The organism is Vibrio tritonius (assembly GCF_001547935.1).
In the GTDB taxonomy this organism is placed as follows: domain Bacteria; phylum Pseudomonadota; class Gammaproteobacteria; order Enterobacterales; family Vibrionaceae; genus Vibrio; species Vibrio tritonius.
Map to the genome: position 1 here is coordinate 1098181 of NZ_AP014635.1, position 24062 is coordinate 1122242.

Annotated in this window: 18 protein-coding genes; 8 read left to right on the plus strand and 10 right to left on the minus strand. The window is 42.7% G+C overall.

What is annotated here, in order from left to right; translation table 11 throughout:
- The first annotated feature begins 8 nt into the window (after window positions 1–8).
- Complete coding sequence (locus tag JCM16456_RS05030; protein WP_068712943.1) at window positions 9–1208, plus strand: aldo/keto reductase; 1200 nt, start codon at window positions 9–11, stop codon at window positions 1206–1208.
- A 58-nt stretch (window positions 1209–1266) separates the two neighbouring features.
- Here JCM16456_RS05030 and JCM16456_RS05035 read toward each other — a convergent pair whose 3' ends face one another.
- The 6 genes from JCM16456_RS05035 to JCM16456_RS05060 form a co-directional block, all read right to left on the minus strand.
- A complete protein-coding gene (locus JCM16456_RS05035) occupies window positions 1267–2487 on the minus strand; it encodes a YdgA family protein (protein WP_068712945.1) in 1221 nt (406 codons plus the stop codon).
- 493 nt (window positions 2488–2980) lie between these two features.
- Window positions 2981–4447 carry a sensor histidine kinase gene (locus JCM16456_RS05040; protein WP_156430447.1) on the minus strand — a complete coding sequence of 489 codons (1467 nt, stop codon included), beginning with the start codon at window positions 4445–4447 and terminating at the stop codon, window positions 2981–2983.
- A gap of 29 nt (window positions 4448–4476) precedes the next feature.
- Window positions 4477–5148, minus strand: a complete 672-nt coding sequence (locus tag JCM16456_RS05045; protein WP_068712947.1) for a response regulator transcription factor — start codon at window positions 5146–5148, stop codon at window positions 4477–4479.
- Window positions 5149–5333: 185 nt separating this feature from the next.
- The gene (locus tag JCM16456_RS05050; RefSeq protein ID WP_068712949.1) at window positions 5334–6926 is read right to left on the minus strand and encodes a phosphoethanolamine transferase; all 1593 of its coding nucleotides are present in this window, start codon (window positions 6924–6926) and stop codon (window positions 5334–5336) included.
- Window positions 6927–7131: 205 nt separating this feature from the next.
- Window positions 7132–8310: a glycosyltransferase family 9 protein gene (locus JCM16456_RS05055; protein ID WP_162266526.1), complete on the minus strand. Its 1179-nt coding sequence runs from the start codon at window positions 8308–8310 to the stop codon at window positions 7132–7134.
- Between the two features lie 430 nt (window positions 8311–8740).
- Window positions 8741–8941 (minus strand): YegP family protein, encoded by a 201-nt coding sequence (locus JCM16456_RS05060; protein ID WP_156430448.1) that lies wholly within the window; start codon window positions 8939–8941, stop codon window positions 8741–8743.
- Between the two features lie 261 nt (window positions 8942–9202).
- Between JCM16456_RS05060 and JCM16456_RS05065 the strand changes: the two genes are divergently transcribed.
- The gene (locus JCM16456_RS05065; RefSeq protein ID WP_068712956.1) at window positions 9203–9523 is read left to right on the plus strand and encodes a hypothetical protein; all 321 of its coding nucleotides are present in this window, start codon (window positions 9203–9205) and stop codon (window positions 9521–9523) included.
- Between the two features lie 147 nt (window positions 9524–9670).
- Here the strand turns inward: JCM16456_RS05065 and JCM16456_RS05070 are convergent, their stop codons facing one another.
- Window positions 9671–11332: a BCCT family transporter gene (locus JCM16456_RS05070; protein ID WP_068712958.1), complete on the minus strand. Its 1662-nt coding sequence runs from the start codon at window positions 11330–11332 to the stop codon at window positions 9671–9673.
- Between the two features lie 251 nt (window positions 11333–11583).
- Here JCM16456_RS05070 and JCM16456_RS05075 point away from each other — a divergent pair, with 251 nt between their 5' ends.
- From JCM16456_RS05075 to JCM16456_RS05095, 5 genes are all read left to right on the plus strand, one after another.
- On the plus strand, window positions 11584–13098 hold the full coding sequence (locus JCM16456_RS05075; RefSeq protein ID WP_068712960.1) for an EAL domain-containing protein: 1515 nt from the start codon (window positions 11584–11586) through the stop codon (window positions 13096–13098).
- Window positions 13099–13246: 148 nt separating this feature from the next.
- Window positions 13247–17347 (plus strand): CHASE domain-containing hybrid sensor histidine kinase/response regulator, encoded by a 4101-nt coding sequence (locus JCM16456_RS05080; RefSeq protein WP_068712962.1) that lies wholly within the window; start codon window positions 13247–13249, stop codon window positions 17345–17347.
- On the plus strand, window positions 17337–18278 hold the full coding sequence (locus tag JCM16456_RS05085) for a diguanylate cyclase (RefSeq protein WP_068712964.1): 942 nt from the start codon (window positions 17337–17339) through the stop codon (window positions 18276–18278). The genes JCM16456_RS05080 and JCM16456_RS05085 overlap by 11 nt, the downstream gene beginning before the upstream one ends.
- Before the next feature lie 189 nt (window positions 18279–18467).
- The gene (locus JCM16456_RS05090) at window positions 18468–19073 is read left to right on the plus strand and encodes a hypothetical protein (protein WP_068712966.1); all 606 of its coding nucleotides are present in this window, start codon (window positions 18468–18470) and stop codon (window positions 19071–19073) included.
- Between the two features lie 29 nt (window positions 19074–19102).
- The gene (locus tag JCM16456_RS05095) at window positions 19103–19969 is read left to right on the plus strand and encodes an SDR family oxidoreductase (protein WP_068712968.1); all 867 of its coding nucleotides are present in this window, start codon (window positions 19103–19105) and stop codon (window positions 19967–19969) included.
- Window positions 19970–20045: 76 nt separating this feature from the next.
- On the opposite strand, the gene JCM16456_RS23570 is transcribed toward JCM16456_RS05095, so the two are convergent.
- Window positions 20046–20228 (minus strand): hypothetical protein, encoded by a 183-nt coding sequence (locus JCM16456_RS23570; protein WP_156430449.1) that lies wholly within the window; start codon window positions 20226–20228, stop codon window positions 20046–20048.
- 260 nt (window positions 20229–20488) lie between these two features.
- Here JCM16456_RS23570 and JCM16456_RS05100 point away from each other — a divergent pair, with 260 nt between their 5' ends.
- The gene (locus tag JCM16456_RS05100) at window positions 20489–20818 is read left to right on the plus strand and encodes a hypothetical protein (RefSeq protein WP_156430450.1); all 330 of its coding nucleotides are present in this window, start codon (window positions 20489–20491) and stop codon (window positions 20816–20818) included.
- Window positions 20819–20908: 90 nt separating this feature from the next.
- Here the strand turns inward: JCM16456_RS05100 and JCM16456_RS05105 are convergent, their stop codons facing one another.
- Together JCM16456_RS05105 and mqo are read right to left on the minus strand one after the other, a co-directional pair.
- Window positions 20909–22009, minus strand: a complete 1101-nt coding sequence (locus JCM16456_RS05105) for an NADH:flavin oxidoreductase/NADH oxidase (protein WP_197655210.1) — start codon at window positions 22007–22009, stop codon at window positions 20909–20911.
- Between the two features lie 185 nt (window positions 22010–22194).
- Window positions 22195–23805, minus strand: coding sequence for a malate dehydrogenase (quinone) (mqo, locus tag JCM16456_RS05110; RefSeq protein WP_068712974.1), 1611 nt, complete (start codon window positions 23803–23805; stop codon window positions 22195–22197).
- Window positions 23806–24062 lie beyond the last annotated feature (257 nt).

A 24062-nucleotide genomic window follows, 5' to 3' on the forward strand; every position in this document is an offset into this window, starting at 1 on the left:
AAGCAAACATGAGTAGGAAACGTAATGGTGAGGCAGGAGACAATAGTGCGACATCTATGGGGCGCCGTAAATTTATTGTTGCGGGGGCAAGTGTAGCAGCTACCTCAATGTTGTCTTTCGCTACGGCAACACAAGCTATTGCTGGGCAGAGCTCCTCTGGTTATGCAGATTCAAAAAAGTTACAGCCCTCTTTGGGTATTGGAAAGCGCAAATTAGGCTCTCTTGAAGTATCTGGCGTAGGTATAGGTGTTCAAAACATGCACCGTAAATACGACACAACAGTACCGTATCGACCAGAAATGATTAAGATCCTGCATGAGGCGTACGACCGTGGTATCACCTTCTTTGATACAGCTGAGGCGTATGGCCCTTTCGAGAATGAGCGAATCCTGGGTGAAGCGATCAGTTCTTTTCGTGACAACATTAAGATCACCTCAAAATTTGGTTGGAATATAGACCTTAAAACGGGCAAGCGTGGTCCTGGGTTAAATAGCCGACCAGAGCATATTAAGCGAGCAGTTGAAGGCTCTCTTAAACGTCTAGGTACTGACCATATCGACCTTCTTTATCAGCACCGTGTTGACCCTCAAGTACCGATTGAAGATGTCGCTGGAGCTGTAAAAGATCTTGTGGACCAAGGAAAAGTTTTGCATTGGGGACTGTCGGAGCCCGGTATTCAGACGATTCGTCGGGCGCACGCTGAATTACCGTTGACCGCTATTCAAAATGAATATTCGATGGCTACCCGTGATCCTGAAAAGGAAGTGATACCACTTTGTGAAGAGCTGGGAATAGGTTTTGTGTCCTGGTGGCCTTTAAATTGTCAGCTACTGACAGGGTGTATTGATAGTGGAACCACTTTTGCTTCTGGAGATTTTCGTTCTATTACTCCCCGTTTTTCACCAGAGAATCTTGCTCATAATATGTTGTTAATTGACCTTATTAAGCGTTGGGCTGAGCGTAAGAATACAACTCCTGCTCAGATTCCTCTAGCTTGGCTTATGGCGCAAAAGCCTTGGATAGTACCTATCCCTGGAACAACCGTCATGGCACATATGATCGAAAACATTGGTGCAGCTGAGGTTCAATTTACACCGAGTGAGATAGCAGAACTGAATACTGAATTAAAAGCCATTGAAGTACGTGGGCAACGTCTTCCAGATGGGGTTTTGGCTTTCTCTGGGGTAGAGGCTATTCGCAAAAGCTAATCCTATAGTGTGGATATGTGATCATCGAGAGGGGCACTTAATAAGTGCCCCATTTAAATTATTGTAAAGGTTTTCCGTTGAGGGTTGCCTGGCCTTCGGTGAGTTTAAATGTCCCTGTATATTTATCTTCAGGGCTTAGGTCAAAGTAGCGTTCTACTACTGGTGAAATTTTAGGCATGCTTTCGACAAGCGATTTTTCTAAATCAAAATCGACCTGTGCAGATAGGTTTGAGATGAGTTGAGTTCGTTTCTGATATGGTTGCATCTCAGAATAATTTGCAGGAGCAAGAGCTATGAAGCCTTTAGCTGAAGAGTTGTTGATTCTCAGAGTAATACTATTGCCATTAATTCCATTGTTAAGAAGTTCATTAAGGATTTTTTTGACGCGTTCCTGAGCTATGTTGCCATGATGGATACTATCGGCAGCCTCTTGGAGTCGTGAAGCGGGGATTCCCGGTACATTTATATTAAGAGTGATATCGAAATTATCTTTAGGTGCATTATCAAGATTGAAATTCAGTTTATTTACTTCAATGTCTGTCGTTAAAGTTGCGGAAGGTTCATTAGTAAGTGCGGTATTCCACTTCAGTCCAGCAACTTGAATGCTTTGATTGAAACGCTTTTCTAGAACATTTATTTTACCTGTTGTTATATCAAAAGTGTTCTTGGGTAAGTTATCACCGCCAACTGATTTCATGGTGATATCAGTTAAGGAGAACTGTTCGTTTCGTTTGTTATATACAAAGCTTGGTAGATGCATTGTAGAGGTAATTTGATTTGAGGAACCAATAGTACTAAATGTCAATTTCCCAAGCTCTAACGAGCTAAGGCCATCTTGAATTTTTCCAATCTGAATTTCACCATTTAAATCTAATTTCTCATTAGCAGTCGAAAAGGAATAGTGAATATTGTCATTAATCGTAGCTACATTTTCAATAAATGTTTTTGCTAAACCTTTGTCTTTAACAATAGTGACATGACCACTGACTGATGATGCAAATAGACCAATGTTGGCTGTATGGTTTATGAAAATAGGGGCCTTATCGACACGTTTTCCGTTGAAAACGGGATAAATGACATATTGCTCGTCAATCTTGGAACCGTTAACGTTGGATGTTAACCTTTGAACCTGAATTGCATTGCTATCAAGCTTTTGTAAAGCGCGAAGGATCTGTTGGGGAACTTCTTGACTTGCTTTGTTAATCATTATGTTATTTGCAGCAAAACCTGATCCTACTGCCACTAAAAATATACCACTAGCAACTAACTTTTTTTTCATTATTAGTGTTTCCTAAAATCAATTAAATAGACATAAACGGTCTTATCTCATTCTAAAAGTACCTAAGTGACTTAGTATTGAGATGAGTAAGATGTGATATTACCATCAAAATAACTATCCGTATAAAAATACCCAATAAAATTCCCGCTGAAACAGAATCTTAAGATTACTTTGGGTATATCATCGTTCAATTCTTTGAAGGTTGTTTTTGACGAATACAGACAAAAAAATAGCCCATCACAGGTAAATGGGCTAAAAGGTATTCCAATCACAACTTAGGAGTTTGCCATCAGGCAGTTGGTCTATTCTCTTTAACTATAGAACAGATTTTTAAGATTGGCCTATATAAATTGTTCCTTTATTTTGTAACGCAGCAGGGTACTTTGACATTATCTATTAATGCCAATAGCCCACTTTGTCATAAATGGCAAAGTGGGCCGAACTGACTGGGCAATGCGAGCCTACGTTAAGTATTTACCTAAACATCGAATGTTTAGGTACAGTTATTGAGTTGCACCGTGACGGTAAAACAGCGGTCACTGCTTTGTGCGAAACTCAGCGTATAGTGACACTGCTGACAGAGGTTACTCACAATAGATAAACCAAGCCCAAAGCGTTGGTTACTGGTTCGAGAACTATCCACCTGATAAAGCGGTTGAGTAATATTGCCTAACTGCTCGTCGGTTAACTTATTCACATATGAGTTGCTGATAGTCAAAAAGGTTTGTTGGTTTTCTTGATACCAAAGCACATCTACAACACTGTCTTCTGGACTGTAGAACAGGGCATTATCCAGTAAATTAGTAAGGATGGTCTCCATGACAAAGGTATCGGCCACGATGCGTTCGATAGTTTGATAGCGAACCTTTACCCGCTGTGGTAACTGTGGGTATTTAAATTCTAGCGCTGACTGAACACGGTTGGTTAGAGTAGCAAGCGTAATCTTCTCTTGTGAGACGATGAGAGAAGGCGATGAGGCGCGTTGCAACAACATTAAGTTCTCAACAATGGCTTTCATTCGTTGTGCTATATGCAAAATATCATCGGGATATGTTTTGCTGATTCGTTCATCATCTGGGTAACGTAGGTGAATTTCACTCAGTGCCAGAATCTCTGCAATGGGCGTTTTGAGTTCGTGGGCAATGTCGCTGGTAATGCGTTTTTCATTGGCAACTAACTGACTATTGGCATCAATGAACGCGTTTAATTCGTTACGAATCGGTTCTATCTCTTTCACCGGATTCGTTGGTTTTACAAAATGAGAGACCCGCTCACCACGTTGTTTGAGGTCACTAAACTGCTTGAGTTCATCGTTCAATTTTACCAGCGGAGCAAGTCCCTTCAATATCAGCAGGTTGGTAATATATCGCACCAATGTCATGGCAAGTAAGAAGCTTGTGATCAAGAGAATGTCTACAATCCACAATACATCGAGTGAATGGGCCGATTCATAGACCGTGAGATGCAGTGGCTCAGTCCCGGCTGGCGCATTTTTAGGGATAAAGGTGGAAATAAGCGCTCGACCTTCTTCGCCATTGGGCATCATAAGCGGAAAAATACGATCTTTGCCAACGGGCAGAGTGGAGCGAATAAGGTTGCTGTGGGGAAAGTGATCTAGGCTAGCAGAACGAGCAAGCGAAGTGTCATTTTGCCACAGTTGGAAAAATTGCGGATGTTTCTCTTTTTGATATTGCGGCATGACCTGCTTATCAAAGCTCATCACTAACGCACCATTCTCAATACTGACTTGAGATTTTAGGTAGTTAGCGCGGTTTATCATGGCTGCATCAAATTGCTCTTCTACCCAGTGGTCCATTCCGGTATCAACAGAAAGAAAAACCACGAGTAAAATTGCCCCAAATATCAAAGAAACTGAGTTCACCAAGTTACTTTGGATAGAGGCCATAGAATGTTGGTAGCGTTTACCAATAAAAGGTAAGTAGCTGATGAATCGTCGCACAATGGCTCCCCTAAGCTGGTGGTTTGGGTTTATTGAGAAATGGTATAACCGAATCCGCGTTTATTTTTTATTGGTAATTGGCCATTTGCAGCACGCACTTTACGTCTAATGGCACTAATGTGAACCTCAATGGCGTTTTTCGACAAGTAATCATAGTGGCCTACGACCGCCTCGCTGATTTTTTCTAAACTGACCACACGATTCGGTTTGCTAAACAAACATTCTAATATTTTGAACTCATTTGGAGTAAGTTCTATCGAGCGGTCAAGATAGGTAAAGGTTCGTGACGCTAGGTTAAGACGAAAATCGCCGACGGTTAGGCTGTTATCACTGTGTTCCAATCCACCGCGGCGCATTAGGGTAAGAATGCGAGCATGCAGTTCGTCAAATGAAAAAGGTTTGGTGAGATAGTCGTCTGCTCCCTTTAAAAGGCCGTCGACCCGGTCTTGCGTTTGGTTTTTGGCGGAAAGAATCAACACTCGCGCAGGGCTATTTTTGTTGCGCAGAGTTTGCAATAGGGCCATTCCGTCTAAATTAGGCAACATGAGATCGAGTATGATCACATCGTAGGTGTTTTGCAGCGCCATTTTTAAGCCAATTGCGCCATCGCCGGTTTCATCTGTTGCGCAACCGAGGTGATTTAACCCCACCACCAAACTACGGCGTAATATTTCTGAATCTTCAATGATTAATATCTTCATGATTTAATTATTTGGTTTCGAAGTTATAAACGCTGTTTACCATTTTAGTCATTGCAGAGCATGCAATAAAGTGTCGCTTAAATAATGGTTATTCAGACAAGAGGCTCCCTTAGCGAACATTGGTTGCTAAGGGAGCGTAATGGATTATGTGTCACTGAAAGTCAGCAGACGACCTAACCGTGATATTAAGAAGCTTGTTTACAGCCATGAGTGATGTCCAATTTTGTATCATCCACCTGAGTTGAAATTCCGTATAAACCCAGCAGGCTATGGAACAAGTTGTCATGAGACAGTGATGCCTGTTTTGCCACATTCTGTAAGCATTGAATGTTTAGGTGCTTTTGTTCTGCGTACTGTTTTGGCATCCACAATAACCAAGGAACATGGGTTTGTTCTTTAGGCGCAATTGAGTATGGCGTTCCGTGCAAATACAGCCCGTTTTCTCCCAACGATTCACCATGATCTGAGATGTAGGTCATCATGACGTTGTATTGTGAAGAAAGCCCTTTTAGCTCTTGAATCACTTGGGATAACACAAAGTCGGTGTAGACCAAGGTGTTGTCATAGACATTTTTGATTTCTTGGTCGCTGCAATTTTCAATATCGCTACGGTTACACGCCGGCTGGAACGGTGCATAAGCGGTGGGGTAACGTTGGAAGTAGGTTGGCCCATGACTACCGATAGTGTGCAGTACGAGAACTTTATTTTGCTTATCTTGATGGATGAATGTTTGCGCTTTTTTCAGCATGATTTCATCGAAACAAGTGCTGCCATTACAGTCTTGGTCTTTCAACGAGGTATCGATGGATTGATTCGGTAGGTTGTTAGCAACCCCTTTTGACCCACCATCGTTATCTATCCAAAGTACTTTTACACCAGCATGTTGCATGACATTGAGCACGTTATCTTGTGTCATTGCTCGCTCTTTGTTGTAGTCGGTGCGATTCATGTTGGAGAACATACATGGCACGGAAAGCGCGGTGTAAGTGCCACATGAGGAAACATGCTCAAACGAAATTAAGCCCAGTGATTGTGTATAGGGTTGGGTATTACGACCGTAACCATTATCAATAAAGTTCATAGCACGAGCGGTTTCACCAAGGACAATGACCATTAGCGTGGGTTTGCCATTTTGCGTGGCTTCTAGGGTCGCATCTGTGCCTTGGGACTTATATGGCAGGGTGGTAGTGAAGTAGAGCTTATTCAAATAACGAACGCCGCTATAGATGTGCCCTGGAATGATCATGCGATTAAGGTACTTATTGTTACGACCCACCGAGGCGTAGTTTTTATATTGAGTCGCCGCAACAGCCGATACACCACATGCCCCAATAACCACAATGCACAAGCGAGAGGCCAATGCTATTTTCCATGAACGCTGTGGTTTAATTTTAACCATCATAAGTAATAGAGATGGAATCAGGCCAAACCCCAGTAGGTAAAGGGTAGAGGTCATGTTGGTGTAGAAAGAAATTTCAGAGCTGTTGGTCTCAAAAACACTTTCCATCATGGTCATATCAAAGAGCGTATGAAAATTCACTTCCGCATAGAGCGCAGCTGCGGAAGTGAGCAAGACAAACACCATGAAGGGTTTGAATACATAACGCCATGCGAACAACGAAAAAATAATCAGGAACGCACTTATCAGCAGCAGTGGTGCTGAGTAAAAAAACAGTAAGTCTTGAACGTTTTGGCTCAAGCCAAACAATGCTTTCAGTACAGGGTAATTCATCACTGTACCGAAATAGACAGCAGACACTAGGATTAGCGTCGGCATAGTTAGAGAGATTCGGGGTAAATTCAGTTTCATATGTGTCAAAGCCCTACAACGAATATGCACACATAATGAAGTGAAATACTTAAGGTTTACTTAGGATGAAAATAAGAAATAGCGAGCAGAGTTCTCAGCACAAATATGAGAAGGCCACATAAAATGTGGCCTTTTTAGTGGTGCTAAATGTTATCGCTCGATGATGAGTTGATTACAGAGCAAGGTGGGCATCTTCTACCGATGGAGAGTTATCGCGGCTGACTGTTTTAGCGCGCTTGATACGTTCTAGACGTAATGTTCCCCTTTGCGAAGATGGACCGTTGGCGAGCAACGTTTGCCATATCTGCTTTGCATTGAAGTTATTTGGGTTGGTAATGTACTGAACATTGTCACCTAACATGCCATACACGGTAGGGTCGGTGTGGGTGAATAGGCCAATACATGGCGTATTGACTGCATCAGCCAAATGCAACGGCCCTGTATCACAGCTAATAAAACCATCGAAATGACGTAATAACCCAGCCAGTTCTCTTAAATCGGAACAGTGACAACTTAAATGGTTTGGGTCAAACCCTTGCTTTGCATCTGGCCCTAATATTTCAATCCAAACGACAGGTTTAGGACTCGTTTCGCTCAGCGCTTGTAGTGCTTGATGCCACATATCATCACTTAGCTGTTTTGCGCCACGAGCTTCACGAAAGTAGGCCATAACTAGGGTTTGTTCATCAGCAAGTGCTTGTCGAGCTGCTTTACCTTGGGTAAGTTCCTGCTCAGAAAGACGCAGCTGGTGGCAGGTTTTTGCTAAAGAGATAGGGGTAATTTGTGGGATGAGCGTTAAACTGCGTAGCGCCGCATGACGATAAAATGAGGTGTTATTTAACGCATGAGTAAGCGCTTTGTGGTAGCGTTCATGGTCGAAACCGATTTTGTTGCGTGCATTTAACGCACTGCAAATGAGAGCATCTTGCGCGGAGCCACAAGGCATAAAACAGATATCAAAAGACGTTTTACGTAACCTTATGATAGTGAGCAATAATTTCAGTAGGCTTCGAAAACCAAAGTGGCTAACCACAAAGTGATTAATCCCTAGCCCTTGTAACAGCGACCCTTGCCATTTTGCACTGCCGACCAATGTGATCTCAGCATGGGGATAGGCTTGTTTTACTTGATTAAGGAAAGGAATTAAAAATAGCGTATTGCCTACTCTTGCATTGTTCCGCACAATCACAATACGCTGGATTTCTTCAGGTTTGACTAACGTTTTTTCCGTACGAGAAAAGTGGTTAAGCACTGCCAAAGGCAACCCTAACCAGCGGGACATAACTTTTTTGCGTTGCTTATCAAATTGGCGCAAGCGATTTTTCAACCTTAGATGAGTCTCTTTAGACATCCACATTATCGACAACCTCAAACATCTTCTGTGATTCTGGCGTTGAGACTACAAGCCAAAATTGAGGATTTACTTAAGGTGGTATACTGAGTCAAAAGAGTTTAGTCAGTCCTATGGACTGTCCTATGAAAATTATTTGCTCTTCTTTTGTTCTGAGCTTATCTCGATACCCCATTCCAAATGCTAAAACAGCATCTAGAACTTACTTGGACACAATAATAAATATCACTTATTTGTCATATTATCAATATGTTGAGATTGGATAGATGTATTTGTAAGTTGATGAGTCCCCAAAGGGGGAGTTGTATTCGCGCCTATGCAGCGTTACCGATTTGCTACGTAGTATGACTAGGTATTCAAATCGGTGTTTTGCCTATGAGCGAATACATTCTCGCTAAAACAGCATCTTGCGGTGACTTAGGTCTATGGGTCAATGGACTTCAGCAGTGGTGAGGTCGACAACTTTTGCTGTTGAAGCATTATCTTTAATTAAGTTGATACGGTTTTCTACTGCCTGTTTGGTTGGGTACATCACGCTACGTGCAAAAACATCGCCATTTTTGGATACAATGACGAAGTAATACAAAGGCTCTGTAGGGCTTGGCTCCACTCGAATTTCAAATCGTTGCATGATAATCATTCCTCTTTTTAGGGCCGAGATAAGACAGATAATTAATATTCAAACCATAGCATATGTGGCAATGATTGCTGTTAAATGAGCAAAATTTATTGTTAGGATGCGATCCTAAGGAAACGCTCTTGCAGCTCCGTTGTGTATACCCAAATGACCTCAAGATGCGGAATCGTTAAAAAGATCTTAAGTATCTGAGTAAAGTGCCGATAATTTTAAATAGTGGCAGCAGTTAAATGCAGTTGATGGCGAGGTGTTAAGATGAAATTGTGGACCAAAGTACTATTGAGTGTAGGGATAGTCTATAGCGGTGCCGGAGTGGCGGCGAGTGCATCTAACGGTATGTCTTTGGCCGATATGATCAATCAGCTACCAAGTAAAACATTAGGTTCCGTTTGCGGAGCAGGACAAGATGCTAGTGCGGTCAGCGACTTGTGTTCGGCACAGCTTGAAGCCGTGCGGGATCAAGCTCTAAAACAGCATCCAGAATTAAATGTGGAAAATATCCACAATCAAGCGCAAACCGTGTTTGAAAATACCTTGCAACCACTTATCAATGCGCTTAATACCGGTAATCAGTAAGCTCTACAGATCCTTTGTAATGTAAACGATCGAATTGTGCATTCGTTAAATAAACCTGTGATAGGTATATATCATCAAGGGCCATTAAGGCCCTTGATCTGTTTTTAACGATGAGTGATTCTGTCGAGTTTTGTTGCCGACTGGATTCTATCCAACGTGTTTCTTCTGCCGAGGTTCACTCATTAGTCCTTTAATGAGAGAAACAGTTGCTACTAATAGCACGATAGTGAATGGGAATCCTGTCGCTACCGCCATTGCTTGCGCCGCCGCCAAGCCTCCGCCCAACATTAAGGCAATAGCAACCAAGCCCTCAAAGGTGCACCAGAACACGCGTTGTGGTGTCGGAGCATCCACTTTGCCGCCTGCAGCTATGGTATCGATGACCAGTGAGCCTGAATCGGACGAGGTAATAAAAAATACCACCACCAAGACAATACCCACGAAAGAGGTAATAGCATGCCATGGCATCACTTCAAGCATGGCAAATAACTTGAGTGAGAGTTCAGCGTTCATGACTGCTTGATAACCGTCATTAACGTATTGGTCTACTGCAGTGCCACCGAAGGCTGTCATCCAAAACACGCAAACAGTCGATGGTATTAGCAATACACAGACGATGAATTCTCTTACGGTGCGTCCCCGAGATACACGTGCGATAAACATGCCGACAAATGGGGACCATGATATCCACCATGCCCAGTAAAACGCCGTCCAACCCTGTGAAAAGTTAACGTCTTCACGGTCAAATGGCATTGAAAGCGCTGGTAAGTATTCCACATAATTTTTGATGTTACTAAAAAAGCCGCTGAGAATGGCAATGGTTGGGCCGGTAATTACGATAAATAGTAATAAGATGGCTGCGAGTATCATGTTAATTTCAGATAATCGTTTGACGCCGCTGTCTAAACCAGCCAATACCGACATCAGTGCCATGGCTGAAATGATAAGTATCAGAACGACTTTCGTCATGTCGGTCAATGGAATGCCGAACAGAAAGTTAAGCCCAGTTGCGGCTTGAGAGGCGCCATATCCTAGTGATGTCGCCAGTCCAAATACGGTGGCTACGACCGCTAAAATATCAATGATGTGTCCTATCCATCCCCAAACACGTTCGCCGAAAAGGGGATAAAACACCGAGCGCATAGTTAATGGCAGGCCTTTATTGAAAGAGAATATCGCCAAACCTAAAGCAAGTAAGGCGTAAATTGCCCATGGGTGCAGTGCCCAGTGATAAATGGTTGCCGCCATACCCAGAGCTTCAGCTGCTTTAGTGTCTCCTATGGCACCACCCAGAGGAGCCCAATCGGTTCGTACGCCATTTTCAATGGTGGTTCCCGCTAGGGATGAACTGAAGTGCGACATTGGCTCAGACACCCCAAAGAAAACCAATCCAATACCCATACCTGCAGCAAACAGCATTGCCAACCAACCTGCATAAGAGTAATCAGGCGTCGCTTCTGTGCCGCCAATTCGTACTCGTCCGAGTGGGGAGAATATGAGTCCAAGGCAGACGATGACAAATAGATCACCAGAAAGGAGGAAAAACCAGTCCAAATTCGTGACTAACCATGATTTTAATGTTGTGAAAACGGGTTCCACATGCTCTCGAAACAGTAATGTGGCAAAAACGAAAGCCACGATCGCTAGGCCAGATATTGCAAAAACACGGTTGTGAATATCGAGGCCAAAAGGACCAAGAGAGACCACAACATTGTCTTGGCCTACGGTGTAGTCAGTATCTATGGGAGTTGCTTTTCCGCTCGGTGTTGGAATACCGCCATTGTCGAGCTCTTTGTCGTCTTGACTCATCTGTTTCTCTCTTAATTTAGAAATGACGCTGCAATTAAGAGTAGAATAGAAAACCAAATAGTGGGATAAGAGACGATACAAAATTAGTAGATTGAGTAGGTTAGTGTGGCAGGTATTCATATACTCAAGTGATCTCAAGCTCTAAATTTTGCATCTTGAAGTCATTTGGGTATACAAAAGTGCATTAACAATTAGTTCGCCTATACTAACTTTGTTTTGTGCGGCTTTTTATGTTGAGCTCCTAGGAACCTATGTTGCAAAAATCCCAGTATGAGTATTCTCGTTATTTTAGAGCTCGACTCTACTCCTTTTTTGTCTATTTATTCATCCTAATTAGCGGTGGATTGATGGCATACCATACGATCACTCAAGATGTTGAACGTCAAGCTCGGCAGAGCATTAGTAATATCATCGAACATATGGACGAGATATTCTTCGAAGTGGATGAGACGGCAATATTTATAAAACACTATGTTCATTTACCGTGTGATGCATTGCGTAGAATAATGACGGTTCGTGCACTCACGATCCCTAGTGGGCTTTCTATGGAGCTTGAACTGCCAACGGGTTATTGCAGTTCCATCGATGGTTTTTCTCTCACTCCCATTCACCCCACGTCTGACGCAAGTCTGTTTTTAGCCAAGGGTTATATTCAATTAAATGCCTTGATGTACGTAACAAATGGCATTAGTACGGAATTAAGTAAAAAGTACTTTCTCGATCAAATTGATATTCGTCCTTACTCTTTTCGTTTCCAAATGCATGTCGGGCAGCTAGCGATTTCTATGCCAATCGAACATACCAATTTAATTCCCGGTATGGTGGTACATTCGGACAATTACCCTTATTCAATCTCGGTCGATTACGACCTTAATCTAATGGTCGACGATTTGCATGACGAGTTGCTAATTACACTGCTGTTTTTACTCTTTTTCCCCGCTGTGCTCAGCTATCAATGTTATAAATTTTTAACGTTACCCCGCTTTTTAGCCCGAGAAATTCGTAAGGGCATCCGAGCTGGGCAATTTCGAGCTTATGTTCAGCCAATTTTAACTAAAGATGGCTCCATGGCGGGTGGAGAAGTACTAGTACGTTGGCATCATCCAAAAAAAGGCATCATTTCCCCTTACGAATTTATTGATTTGGTAGAAAAAGGCCAGTTGGCTGCTCGTCTTTCTACAACGTTATTTTCTCAGGTAGCGAAGCAACTAAAGCCCCACGCTCATAACATCTCTACTAAGATGCATTTGTCGTTTAATTTAAGTGCGCAACAGTTATTGGATCGCACCATCGTTTATGATTGTGTGCGGTTTATCTCGGTTATGAATAACGAAAAAATCAAGTTGGTTTTAGAGCTAACAGAGCGCGAACAAGTCACGAAAGAGGAACGTATTTTTGAAATGTACAACGAGCTGTATGCTGCAGGTGTACGTTTTTCTATTGATGATTTTGGTACAGGGCATTCGAGTTTAATCTATCTGCAGATGTTTGAAGTGGATTACATCAAAATCGACAAGCAATTTATTGATCTTATTGGACAGGATGCAATATCCAATAATATCGTTAATAACTTACTGGACTTATCGCAGCGTCTTGAAATACCAACAGTAGCTGAAGGAATAGAGCAGGTGGCTCAAATGAACTATTTGCAAAGTCATGGTGTTGATTACTTTCAAGGTTATTTGTTTAGTAAGCCCATACCGTTAGAACAATTCATCACTGAGTGGCTTCTAAATACAACCCGCCCTTTAGAGGCTCATCAATAACCCCATGTCAGCGCCCATAAATATGGGTACTGAACCCATAGCAGGGAAAGCAAAAGCCTCAGATAACATCAATAACTTAGCCATGTTTTTTCTTTACCGTCTACACTGAAAGTTACTAAGCTTTTTTTAAAGGTCGCTTGGGAGTGATATGGATATTTCATCAGCTGACTTTCGCACCACGAAAACTACTTTCTTTAGCACACATCGGTATGCTGTTGCGCTGTTTTTAATTGGAATGTTGGTCACTATCGGTATTCGTTTCATCACACTCAACACGAATGCTGAGCGAATTGACGGGGCCATCAATGAAAAATTCAATCAACTGTATGAAAAGGTAAATGAACGATTTTCACTCTATCAATATGGCATTCGGGAAGCGCGCACTGCGATATTGTCGGGTGGTGGAGAAAATGTAACCCGGCAAGAAATGAACCAGTTTGGTTCCACTCTTGACCTTAAACAGTATTTTCCCGGTGCCAGAGGCTTTGGTTTTGTGCGATGGGTAAAACGCGAAGCAATAGACGCTTTTCTTAAGCAAGCTAAAGCTGATGGTGCCCCTAATTTTTCCGTTAGCCAATATTCTCCCAATTTCGGTGACTATTATATTGTTCAATATATCGAACCTGAATTCTATTTAATGAATGAAAAGGCGATAGGGTTTGACATTGCGTCAGAGCCTCGACGGCGAAAAACCGCCGATGCGGCGATGCGCAGTGGAAAAGCCCAGATGACGCCTCCAATACAGTTAGTGACCAATGATGGTGGTTTAAGTGATTCATTACTCGTTCTTTTGCCGCTATATCGAGGTGGCAGTGTCCCTGATACAGAAGAAAAACGTTTAAAAGCGGGCTTTGGTTGGATTAATGCCCCACTAAGCCTGTCTGATGTTCTTAAGGATATTGTTTCTGAACCTGATAAGCTCATTTTAACCATCACGGATATCACCGATAACAGTCAAGCTAGCCCCTTCTATACCAACAGCCTTGAGCGGGGACTCTATCCTCATGAACGACCTTTTAATTTGCTGGGTCGAGAGTGGAAGTTTTCACTGACGGTTACACCAAAATTTTTGTCAACGCTACATTTACATTCAGCCTTTGAGGTGTTTTCTACAGGGGTTTCCGTGAGTTTGTTGCTCTCTCTTTTGGTCGGTATGTTCAATGTGCAGCGTAGAAATCGATTCCGTCTGATTCATGAGCAGACAAAATTGCATGCTATCGTTGAAAGTTCAGTGGATGGCATCATCGGTAAAAATCTGGATGGCGTTGTTATTAGTTGGAACACTGGTGCCGAAACGATATTTGGTTATACCCGAGAAGAAGCAATTGGAAAGCCATTGAAAGAGTTGTTGATTCCGGAGCGCTTATGGTACGAGGAGAGTGATATTCTAGCCAAAATAGCACGGGGAGAAACCATCTCTGGGTTTGAAACGATTCGCCATCGTAAAGATGGTACTGAATTTCCTGTATCCGCTACGGTGTCGCCAATATTGTCTTCTTCTGGTGAAGTTCTAGGGGCGGCAAAAACGGTGCGAGATATTTCGGCTCAAAAAGCGGCAGAAGCAAAAATCCATGAGCTTAATGCTAATTTGGAACAACAAGTTGAGCTGCGCACTGAGCAATTAAATGACTTGAATATTTTGTTTTCCAATGTGCTTAGTGCTGCGTCCGAGGTGGCTATTATTGCTGTGGAGCCTAATGGATTAATTAAGGTGTTTAACACGGGGGCCGAAAATATGCTTGGTTACCGAAGTGACGAGATGGTCGATAAGCAACTGCCAACGGTTTTTCACGACGAAGAGGAGATTAAGGAACGCAGTTTAGAGCTGTCAAAAGAGTATGGACAGGCGGTAAATGGTATGGATGTTTTTACTCTAAAAGCTCGATTAAATATGTATGAATCACTGGAATGGACTTACATCCGTAAGAATGGTTCACGAATCCCAGTGAACTTAGTGGTCACGGTGATCCGAGGTAATCACGACGAAATTACAGGATATTTGGGGATTGCTCGTGATATTTCGGAACAGAAGAGTGCTGAAAAAGAGTTACGTGATGCTAAGGTAGCTGCCGATGAAGCAAACGCGGCTAAATCGATGTTCTTGGCAAATATGAGTCATGAAATTAGAACTCCGATGAATGCTGTATTGGGTATGTTGCAACTATTGTTGAAAACGACGTTAAATCAGAAGCAGCACGAATTTGCGTCTAAGGCCCGTATCGCCGCCACGTCGTTACTTACGTTGCTTAATGATATTTTGGACTACTCCAAAATTGAGTCTGGAAAGTTAGATATTGACCCGCATCCTTTTGATCTGGAAGGGATGATGGAGCACTTGGCGGTGGTGATGTCAGGGAATATACAGGACAAAAATATCGAACTGTTGTTTGATTTGGATGAGCAGGTCCCGAGTTTTCTGATTGGTGATGAATTACGTATCCAACAAGTGCTGTTAAACCTTATTAGTAATGCAATTAAATTTACTGAAGAAGGTGAAGTGGTCGTTCGATCACGGCTTCTTTCCCTTCGTGATAACCAAGTTCGTATCGTGATTCAGGTCGTTGATACCGGTATTGGTATTAGTCCTGAGCAGCAAAAGCGTATTTTTGATGGTTTTACCCAAGCAGAGGCGTCGATTACACGTCGATATGGTGGTACGGGGTTAGGCTTAGTGATTTCGCGTCATTTGATCGAGTTAATGGGCGGGGAGCTTTTAGTAGAGAGTGAGTTGGAGAAAGGCAGTAGCTTCTTCTTCGAATTGACTTTCCCAATCGATACTTCTCAGCCATGGCAACCGCAGTACTTTGAGAATCAGCCTCGTATTCTCGTTGTGGATGATAATGATGTTGCACTTACGATGGTAGAGGATAATTTAACTCGATTGCATGCACGAGTAACCACTGCGATGTCAGGAGTTGAGGCCATTCGAAGTATCGAACAGGCAGACCAAGAAGGTGATCCTTATGAGTGTTTAGTTCTTGATTGGTTAATGCCGCATATGGATGGCGTTGAACTGGCTTATCATATTCGAGATAAATTGGAGTTGACGAAGCAACCGAAGATCGTGCTAATTAGTGCAGCAAATCACGGTGATATTCCTATCGTAGATGAAAGTTCTCCTTTTGAGGTTACGTTGTCTAAGCCGGTGACCTCAATTCAACTGTTCACTGCGGTTAATAATGCAATGCGCAATCGACGCAGTAACAATACGGATCTCATTGCTCCACAACAAGATGCAGCCTCTCCACTTAGAGGTGTGAATGTGTTATTGGTGGAAGATAATATATTCAACCAAGACGTCGCTCTTGAGTTACTTAATAGTGTCGGGGCTAATGTGACTCTGGCTCAAGATGGTTTACAAGGTGTTAATGCAGTATTGATGTCAGAAAGCGATTTCGACGTAGTGTTGATGGATATGCAAATGCCTAACATGGATGGATTAACCGCCACTCGCAAAATACGTGAACATGATAAGTTCGCAGAACTGCCGATTATCGCTATGACTGCTAATGTCAGTGATGAAGATAAAGCGGCGTGTTTACAAGCAGGTATGAACGCCCATTTAGGAAAACCTCTTGATTTTCAATTAGTAGTAGAAACTATTTTAACTTGGATAGGGCATCAGCCTCGCATGACCACACAGGTCGAAAATACGCCATCACCTCAAGGTAAATTGCAGCGAGTTTTACAACGTTTTGGCGGCAATGAGCTGTTATATCGCAAGTTGTTACATTCGTTTCTGCCTTCTTTCTCGGAATTGAATAAAGGTCTCAGTGAGGCGATAAACAGCCATCAATGGTCGGAAGTTATCGCTATACTTCATACAATGAAAGGTTCAGCAGGAACGGCTGGTTTAGACGAACTCTATCATTGGTTGAAAGATAAAGAGGCTGAGTTGAAAAATAGCGATTCTGCTCGCCAAGGTTCTGAAATCATGAAGAACTGTGTTGAGACCATCGCGCTGAAAATGAACACAGAGTACCAAGCTATGCTTGAAAGCCTTGGAAGTAGTGACCAAGAGGATATACAAGCAGTTGCTTCATCCGATATTAATGAAAAAGAAGTGTGGTTCGAGCTTGAAAATTGCTTAGCTACAGGGAACATGAAAGCATTAGAGCTCGCGGAATCTTTACAAGCTAACCATCCGAATAGCCAATCACATCAAGCTTTATTGCAGGCGGTCGAAAATCTTGAGTTTGAATCTGCACGTCAGTGGTTAACACAAATAAGGGAAGAACATGTTACGTGATCATTTGTTACAGCAGTTCATTCAAGAAGGGCGCAAGCCAGTATTGTTGGTTGTTGATGACCAGCCAATCAATATTCGGGCGATCAATGAAGTGTTTAAAGATGAATGTGATGTTTTGATGGCAACGAATGGACGTAGTGCCTTGCAAATAGCCAGAGAGCAGCGTCCCGACCTTATTTTACTTGATATTATTATGCCTGAGATGGATGGGTATCAAGTGTGTCAACAATTGTCTTTGGATTCGATCACTGCTGACATTCCAGTTATTTTTGTTACCGCGGAAACTGAAGTTAACGTGGAAGCCAGAGGGTTTGAAGTGGGCGCTGTCGATTTTATTACAAAGCCCTTTAATCCTTTGATTGTCAGAGCTCGTGTTATGAACCATCTCATTTTGAAGATACAAATGGATATCATGAAAGACATGGCGCTGATTGATGGTTTGACAGGGTTACCGAATCGTCGACGGTTTGATCAGGCTCTTTTGGGAGACTGGAACTTATGTCAAAGGGAGCAAAAAAATGTTGCACTATTGATGATCGATGTGGACTATTTTAAACGCTACAATGACAGCTATGGTCATTTAGCCGGTGACGAATGCTTAAAAAGTATTGCTCGAGCGCTGCAAGCTTCTGTGCGCCGAACCTCGGATAGCAGTTGTCGTTATGGTGGTGAAGAGTTTGCTTGTTTACTGCCGTTTACCGATCAAGAGGGCGCGGTTTTATGTGCTGAAAATATTATTAATGAAGTGAAGAACCTGAATATTGAGCACAAAACGTCAGATGTTAGCTCGTTTGTGACCGTTAGCATTGGTATCGCTGTAAGAACTCCAACCCTCGATGTTCAGGTAGAACAACTGGTGAAAGAAGCTGATGAAGCGCTTTATACGAGTAAACAAACTGGCCGAAATAAATTTACAGTGTATGCGTTATAACGCCATATGACACATTAGGTTTAGCCTCCGTTATCGTCCTACAATGACTCATAGACCTATAATCATTGGGCGATAGGGATGAGTTTGCTTTCCTCTGTCATAATCTTAAACGTAATTTTTCCTAAACTTTCTTTAAAGCTTTACCATATTGACTACATTTATGTGAGTACCATTTCATAGGACATTGTGGTGAAAGTTTTAATCCTCATCGCCAGTATGCTATTGGCCTTTACGGCGCGCGCATCTGACGTCCCCATAGAAGAGCTGCGGTTTCCCGACCAGCAACTGCAAAAATGTGTGTTGGCGATGGCGCAACAACAACACATTCATTCTTCACGCGACATGGAATATTTGCAGTGTGCGTTTGAAGGAAATGTGTCATTGGCAGGTATTAAACAGTTACCAGAACTGAAGTCGCTTGTGTTGAGTGGCGGTGAAATAAATGACCTGCCAGCTCTTAATCATATTCCAGCCTTACGTGACATATTACTTAGCCGTGTTAATTTAAATAAAGTAGATAAGTTGAATAAGCCGGATTTGGATGTGGTGTTTAGTCGCGTTACGTTGAATGATTGGAGAGATTTAGCGAAAGTGCATGTCAGTACCATAGCGATAAAAAGTCCTGGTTCATGCTCTCAATATCGTCCATTAATGAGGGACAAACGTGTTGCCTTAGTGATTAAAGGCGCTAGCGATAAACAAATTTCACAAGGAATGCTGCAAGTTTATAACGGAGATAAGAACGTTTTTGTATCTCTTGATTGTGAGAGAGCAGATATATTGACACCTCTTTAATAGATACAGATGGAAGATGAGGTAACACCATGGATAAAAAGGTATTACTGGCAGGGGCCACCGGGTATTTGGGCAGTTTTGTTGCTACGGAATTGTTGAAGCGAGATTACACAGTACGCACTATAGTACGAGATTCCGAAAAATTATACGAGAAGGGGATTGTTCCGCACGAGTTACTTGAAGCAGAAGTGACAGAGTCACATACCCTTAGTGGGTGTTGCGATGGTATTGATACGGTGATCTCTACGGTCGGTATCACTCGTCAAAAAGACGGTTTGAGCTATATGGATGTAGACTATCAAGCCAACCTCAATCTTCTGGAACAAGCGAAAGCCAGTGGTGTACGTAAATTTATTTATGTCTCTATTTTGGATGGAGAGAAGTTACGTAAGGTGTCTCTCTGCGCCGCCAAGGAGCGATTTGTTGAAGCGCTCAAAACCTCAGGTCTAGAGTATACCGTGGTTCGACCTAATGGTTTTTTTTCCGACATGGATGAGTTTTACCACATGGCGGAAACGGGGCGTATTTTTCTGTTTGCTGGTGGGCAGTATAAGTCGAACCCAATCCATGGAGCCGATCTCGCTAGTTTGGTTGTTGATGCGATAGATATACCTAAACGTGAGGTCGCAGCCGGAGGCCCTGACGTCTTAACCCACAAGCAAATTGCAGAAATGGCGTTTAAGTGTGCTGGTAAGAAACCAGCCATTATTTATATCCCAAGTTGGGCGCGTGTATTGGCTATGGGGGCAAGCCGTTTTTTTACTAGTCGCCACCAATATGGCCCTATCGAATTCTTCATTACAGTGATGTCTCGAGATATGCTAGCTCCCCCCAAAGGGCATTTGCATTTAGAGGAGCATTACCGTGAGTTACATGGTCACTCGGCCAGTAAATAAAGCCTCAATAAGCCAGACAGAATTTGCTCATATTCCTGCCTTAGCTGAGGCAGGAATTCATTTGTCTGTTACATCACTATTGATGTCGATGATAAACCCACTCTAGTACTTTGTGATTCTTCGCTGCCGGAGCCATTTTTGCGTCTGGATACCAAGAAAAATGTTCCGTTGGAATAGAGAAAGTAATGATAGTTTTATCGTTATGGCACGCAGGTCTGATATTTCGCAAAACCATATGCAACCAGATAACAGTTTTCATAAAATTGACATGTTTTTAGTAGTAGAATTTATGCTACTTAATATCATTTTTAATGATAATTTACGTTAATAGATGGAAGAAGTGTCAATAAAATGGTGTTCGATATTAACAACTTGCATAAATACTGTGCAAATTTTAAAAAAGGCTTATGTAAAACTAGCGTTCTATCACAGAGTTGCTCATTGCAATTTGTCTTGATGTCTGCGCAGTCTATTCTATTAACAAAGTAGTCCTGATAATTGAGTGGATATTTTATGGTAATGAGCATTCTTTTAGCGTTAGGGAACAAGCGTTGGTTTGCGAGCAAACCATGCACTGCGGGCATTTTTGCGGTTGAATCTCTACGTAATAAAGTTCAGAGCAGTTTAACATCGGGGCACTTTGATTGTTTGGAAAATCGTCTTACTCTGCAAGAGATGCAGTCGATTGAAGAACATTATAGATTTAAAGATTATAAAGCGATTCAAGAGCTATTCGAACAATACGTGGTATTGATGCGCTTGGTTAAGCAAGAAAAAAATAGTGCTAAGGTCAATTGTTTGACTGGAGAGCTTGGGGTGGTGTTAAGCCATCTTGAAAAGCGACTTTAAGTCCATTTGATTAACAACGCAAAGTCGGAATTATGGGAAAGGGAACTGGTTTTCAGTTCCCTTTTTCTATTCTAACGGAGTGGTTCTGCCTTAGGCTGGCTTAAACAAATCCTTTAATCCGTGAGGTTGGCACCGCAAATATTGGGGTGATACCGCCATTGTGTCACCTAGCTCAGCAGCGGCATGCCATGGCCAACGGGGGTTATACAAGATGCCACGAGCTAAGCCTATCGCATCGGCTTGCTGTTTCTGTAAAATATCTTCCGCTTGATGCGGATCGGTAATCAAACCCACAGCAATAACAGGCATGTCCACTTGGCCTTTTATTTGCTCTGCAAATGGTACTTGATAGTTAGGTTCGACTTTTAGTTGCTGTTTTGCCGTTAAACCACCGCTCGATACGTGAATGTAGTGACAACCTTTCTTGTCTAATATTCTTGCCAACTCAATACTTTGTTGTTCATCCCAGCCGCCTTCAGCCCAATCGGTAGCGCTGATTCTTATTCCGACAATGAATGATGCTGGCATAGCCGCCTTTATGGCGTCAAATACCTGCACTACTAACCGCATGCGATTTTCTAAACTACCTCCAAATTCATCTTGGCGCTGATTACTGATTGGTGATAAAAATTGGTGGAGTAAATAACCATGCGCTGCGTGGATTTCCACGCCCTGGAAGCCGGCTGCATGGGCCCGTTTAGCTCCTGCTACAAATGCATTTATAATGCGTTGAATACCCTCATCATTTAAAGCCTCTGGCGTAGGATCGCTTTCTGAAAACGTTGTTGGACTTGGTGCGACTGTTTGCCATCCATTAGGTTGGTCGGCTGCTATTGGTTGTCCCCCTTCCCAGGGTTTGCTGGTTGAGGCTTTACGACCTGCGTGACCTAATTGCATAACCATTGGGGTTTTGCTGTAACGGGTAACGCGCTGGACAACTTGTTGCCAAGCATCTTGGCATTCTTGGTCCCAAATTCCTGCGTCGGCGTAGCTAATTCTTCCTTCTGGCGCAATAGCGCTTGCTTCAACAATCAGTAAACCAGCACCGGATTGAGCTAAGGTTGCATAGTGCTGTTCATGCCAAGGTTGTACCACTCCGTTTTCTGCTGAATACATACACATTGGCGCGACAATAATGCGATTACTCAGTGTGGTTTGACCGAGAGTCATGGGAGTAAATAGGGCTGACACACGCTTCTCCTTAGGTATAACTTGTTTTTGAGAAAGGGTATTGTTACCCCAGACAATCGGAGAAGACAAGAACCTTGATACGGTGAATTTTTACCGAAGTCATTGATTGATTCACTCTATAGAAGAGCATCGTCGGAGAAGGCTAGGTAACATAAAAAACCTCCCATGGAGGGAGGTTTGGATGGTTAATTCAGTGATTCATATTGCTTTTCAGTATTGGCTTGTGGCACCGCTTGTGGTTCTTCAATCCAATCATCTAGATGGTGTTCTAAGCCAAGGACTTTACTTGTTTCAAGCAACACTTTTTGGTTAAGTGTTGGCTGTTCGTGCAGTGATTGACCGTAAGATGGTACCATGGCTTTGATTTTCTCTTGCCACTCTTTGGTGGTCATCTTTTCTGCAAAACAGTTGCTTAATAGTTCAAGCATAATGGCTGCAGAGGTTGATGCACCTGGCGAGGCTCCTAATAGCGCTGTGAGGCTTTTATCTGCTGAGTTCACCAACTCAGTTCCAAGCTGCAATTGGCCGCCTTTCCCTGGAACATTCTTGATGATTTGTACTCGTTGACCAGCCTGCCATAAACGCCAATCTTCTTTTTTCGCATTCGGGAAAAAGGTTTGTAGAGCGGCAAAGCGATCATCGTCCGTTTGACGTAATTGATTTATTAAATAGGTAACGAGGTTAAAATTCGTCACTCCAACTTTTGCCATCGGTAATACATTGGCTGGCGTCAAAGAACTGAAGAGATCCCACAGAGACCCCTCTTTTAGAAATTTGCTCGAGAAGCTCGCAAACGGTCCAAACAACAGGAGACGTTTACCATCAATAACTCGGGTATCTAGGTGAGGTACAGACATAGGTGGCGCACCAACGGAAGCTTTACCATACACTTTAGCGAGGTGTTCAGTGACGAGATCCTGATTCTCGGTTACTAGGAACTGACCTCCAACAGGGAACCCTGCATAGGCTCGTGCTTCAGGAATGCCAGATTTTTGTAGCAAGCGAAGAGAGGCCCCTCCCGCACCAATGAAGACATATTTAGCGTGAACATGACGAACTGGAGTATTGGCTTGAGTATCTTGTACTGATACGTTCCAACCACCGTCTGGATGACGTGTTAGATGCGTGACTTGATGATTGAGATGCAGTGAAAAATGATCGCTAGACTTAAGTTGTTCAACCAACTGCTGAGTGAGAGCGCCGAAGTTAACATCGGTACCGAGACGGGTACGAGTTGCCGCGATAGGTTGATTTTCATCGCGACCTTTCATGATCAAAGGTATCCAAGATTTGATCTGTTCAGCGTCTTCAGAGTAAGCCATACCATCAAAAAGGGGACTGCGCTGCATCGACTGAAAACGTTTGCGCAGATAGGCAACATTATCCTCTCCCCAGACAAAACTCATATGAGGGACACTGTTAATAAAGGTGCTTGGATCTTTGATTAGCCCCTGTTGTACAAGGTAGGCCCAGAATTGACGAGACAACTGAAATTGCTCATAAATCTTAATGGCTTTAGTGATATCAATTTGACCATCACTTTTTTGTGGAGTGTAGTTCATTTCAGCTAATGCTGAATGTCCTGTGCCAGCATTATTCCAACCATAAGAGCTTTCTTGAGCAACATCGCCCAAGCGTTCAAACATCTCAATGGTCCAGTTAGGCTCTAACTGTTGTAAGAAAGTTCCTAAAGTGGCACTCATTACACCACCACCAATTAGAACCACGTCCACCAGCTGTTTCGTTGTATCAGAATGATGCTGGTGCAATCCATTATGACCAGTTACTTTTTTCATTGGGCGTTACATCTCTTTTCACTTGCTAACAATTACGATCACATCTGTCCGCCATGGTTTTTATGATTTAAATCCACAAAAGACGCGATACTTTATCACTGTCGCACGACAATTGATCAACAAAATTGGGATTTTTATGCAGCGGCAAGGTTTCTTTTTGTGTGTACAGCCTTCAACTTAAGTATTAGGAACCTTGGGTGAATATACCATCATTGAGGTGTGTAACAAGTGGTTAGCAATTGATTAATGCTGTTTAC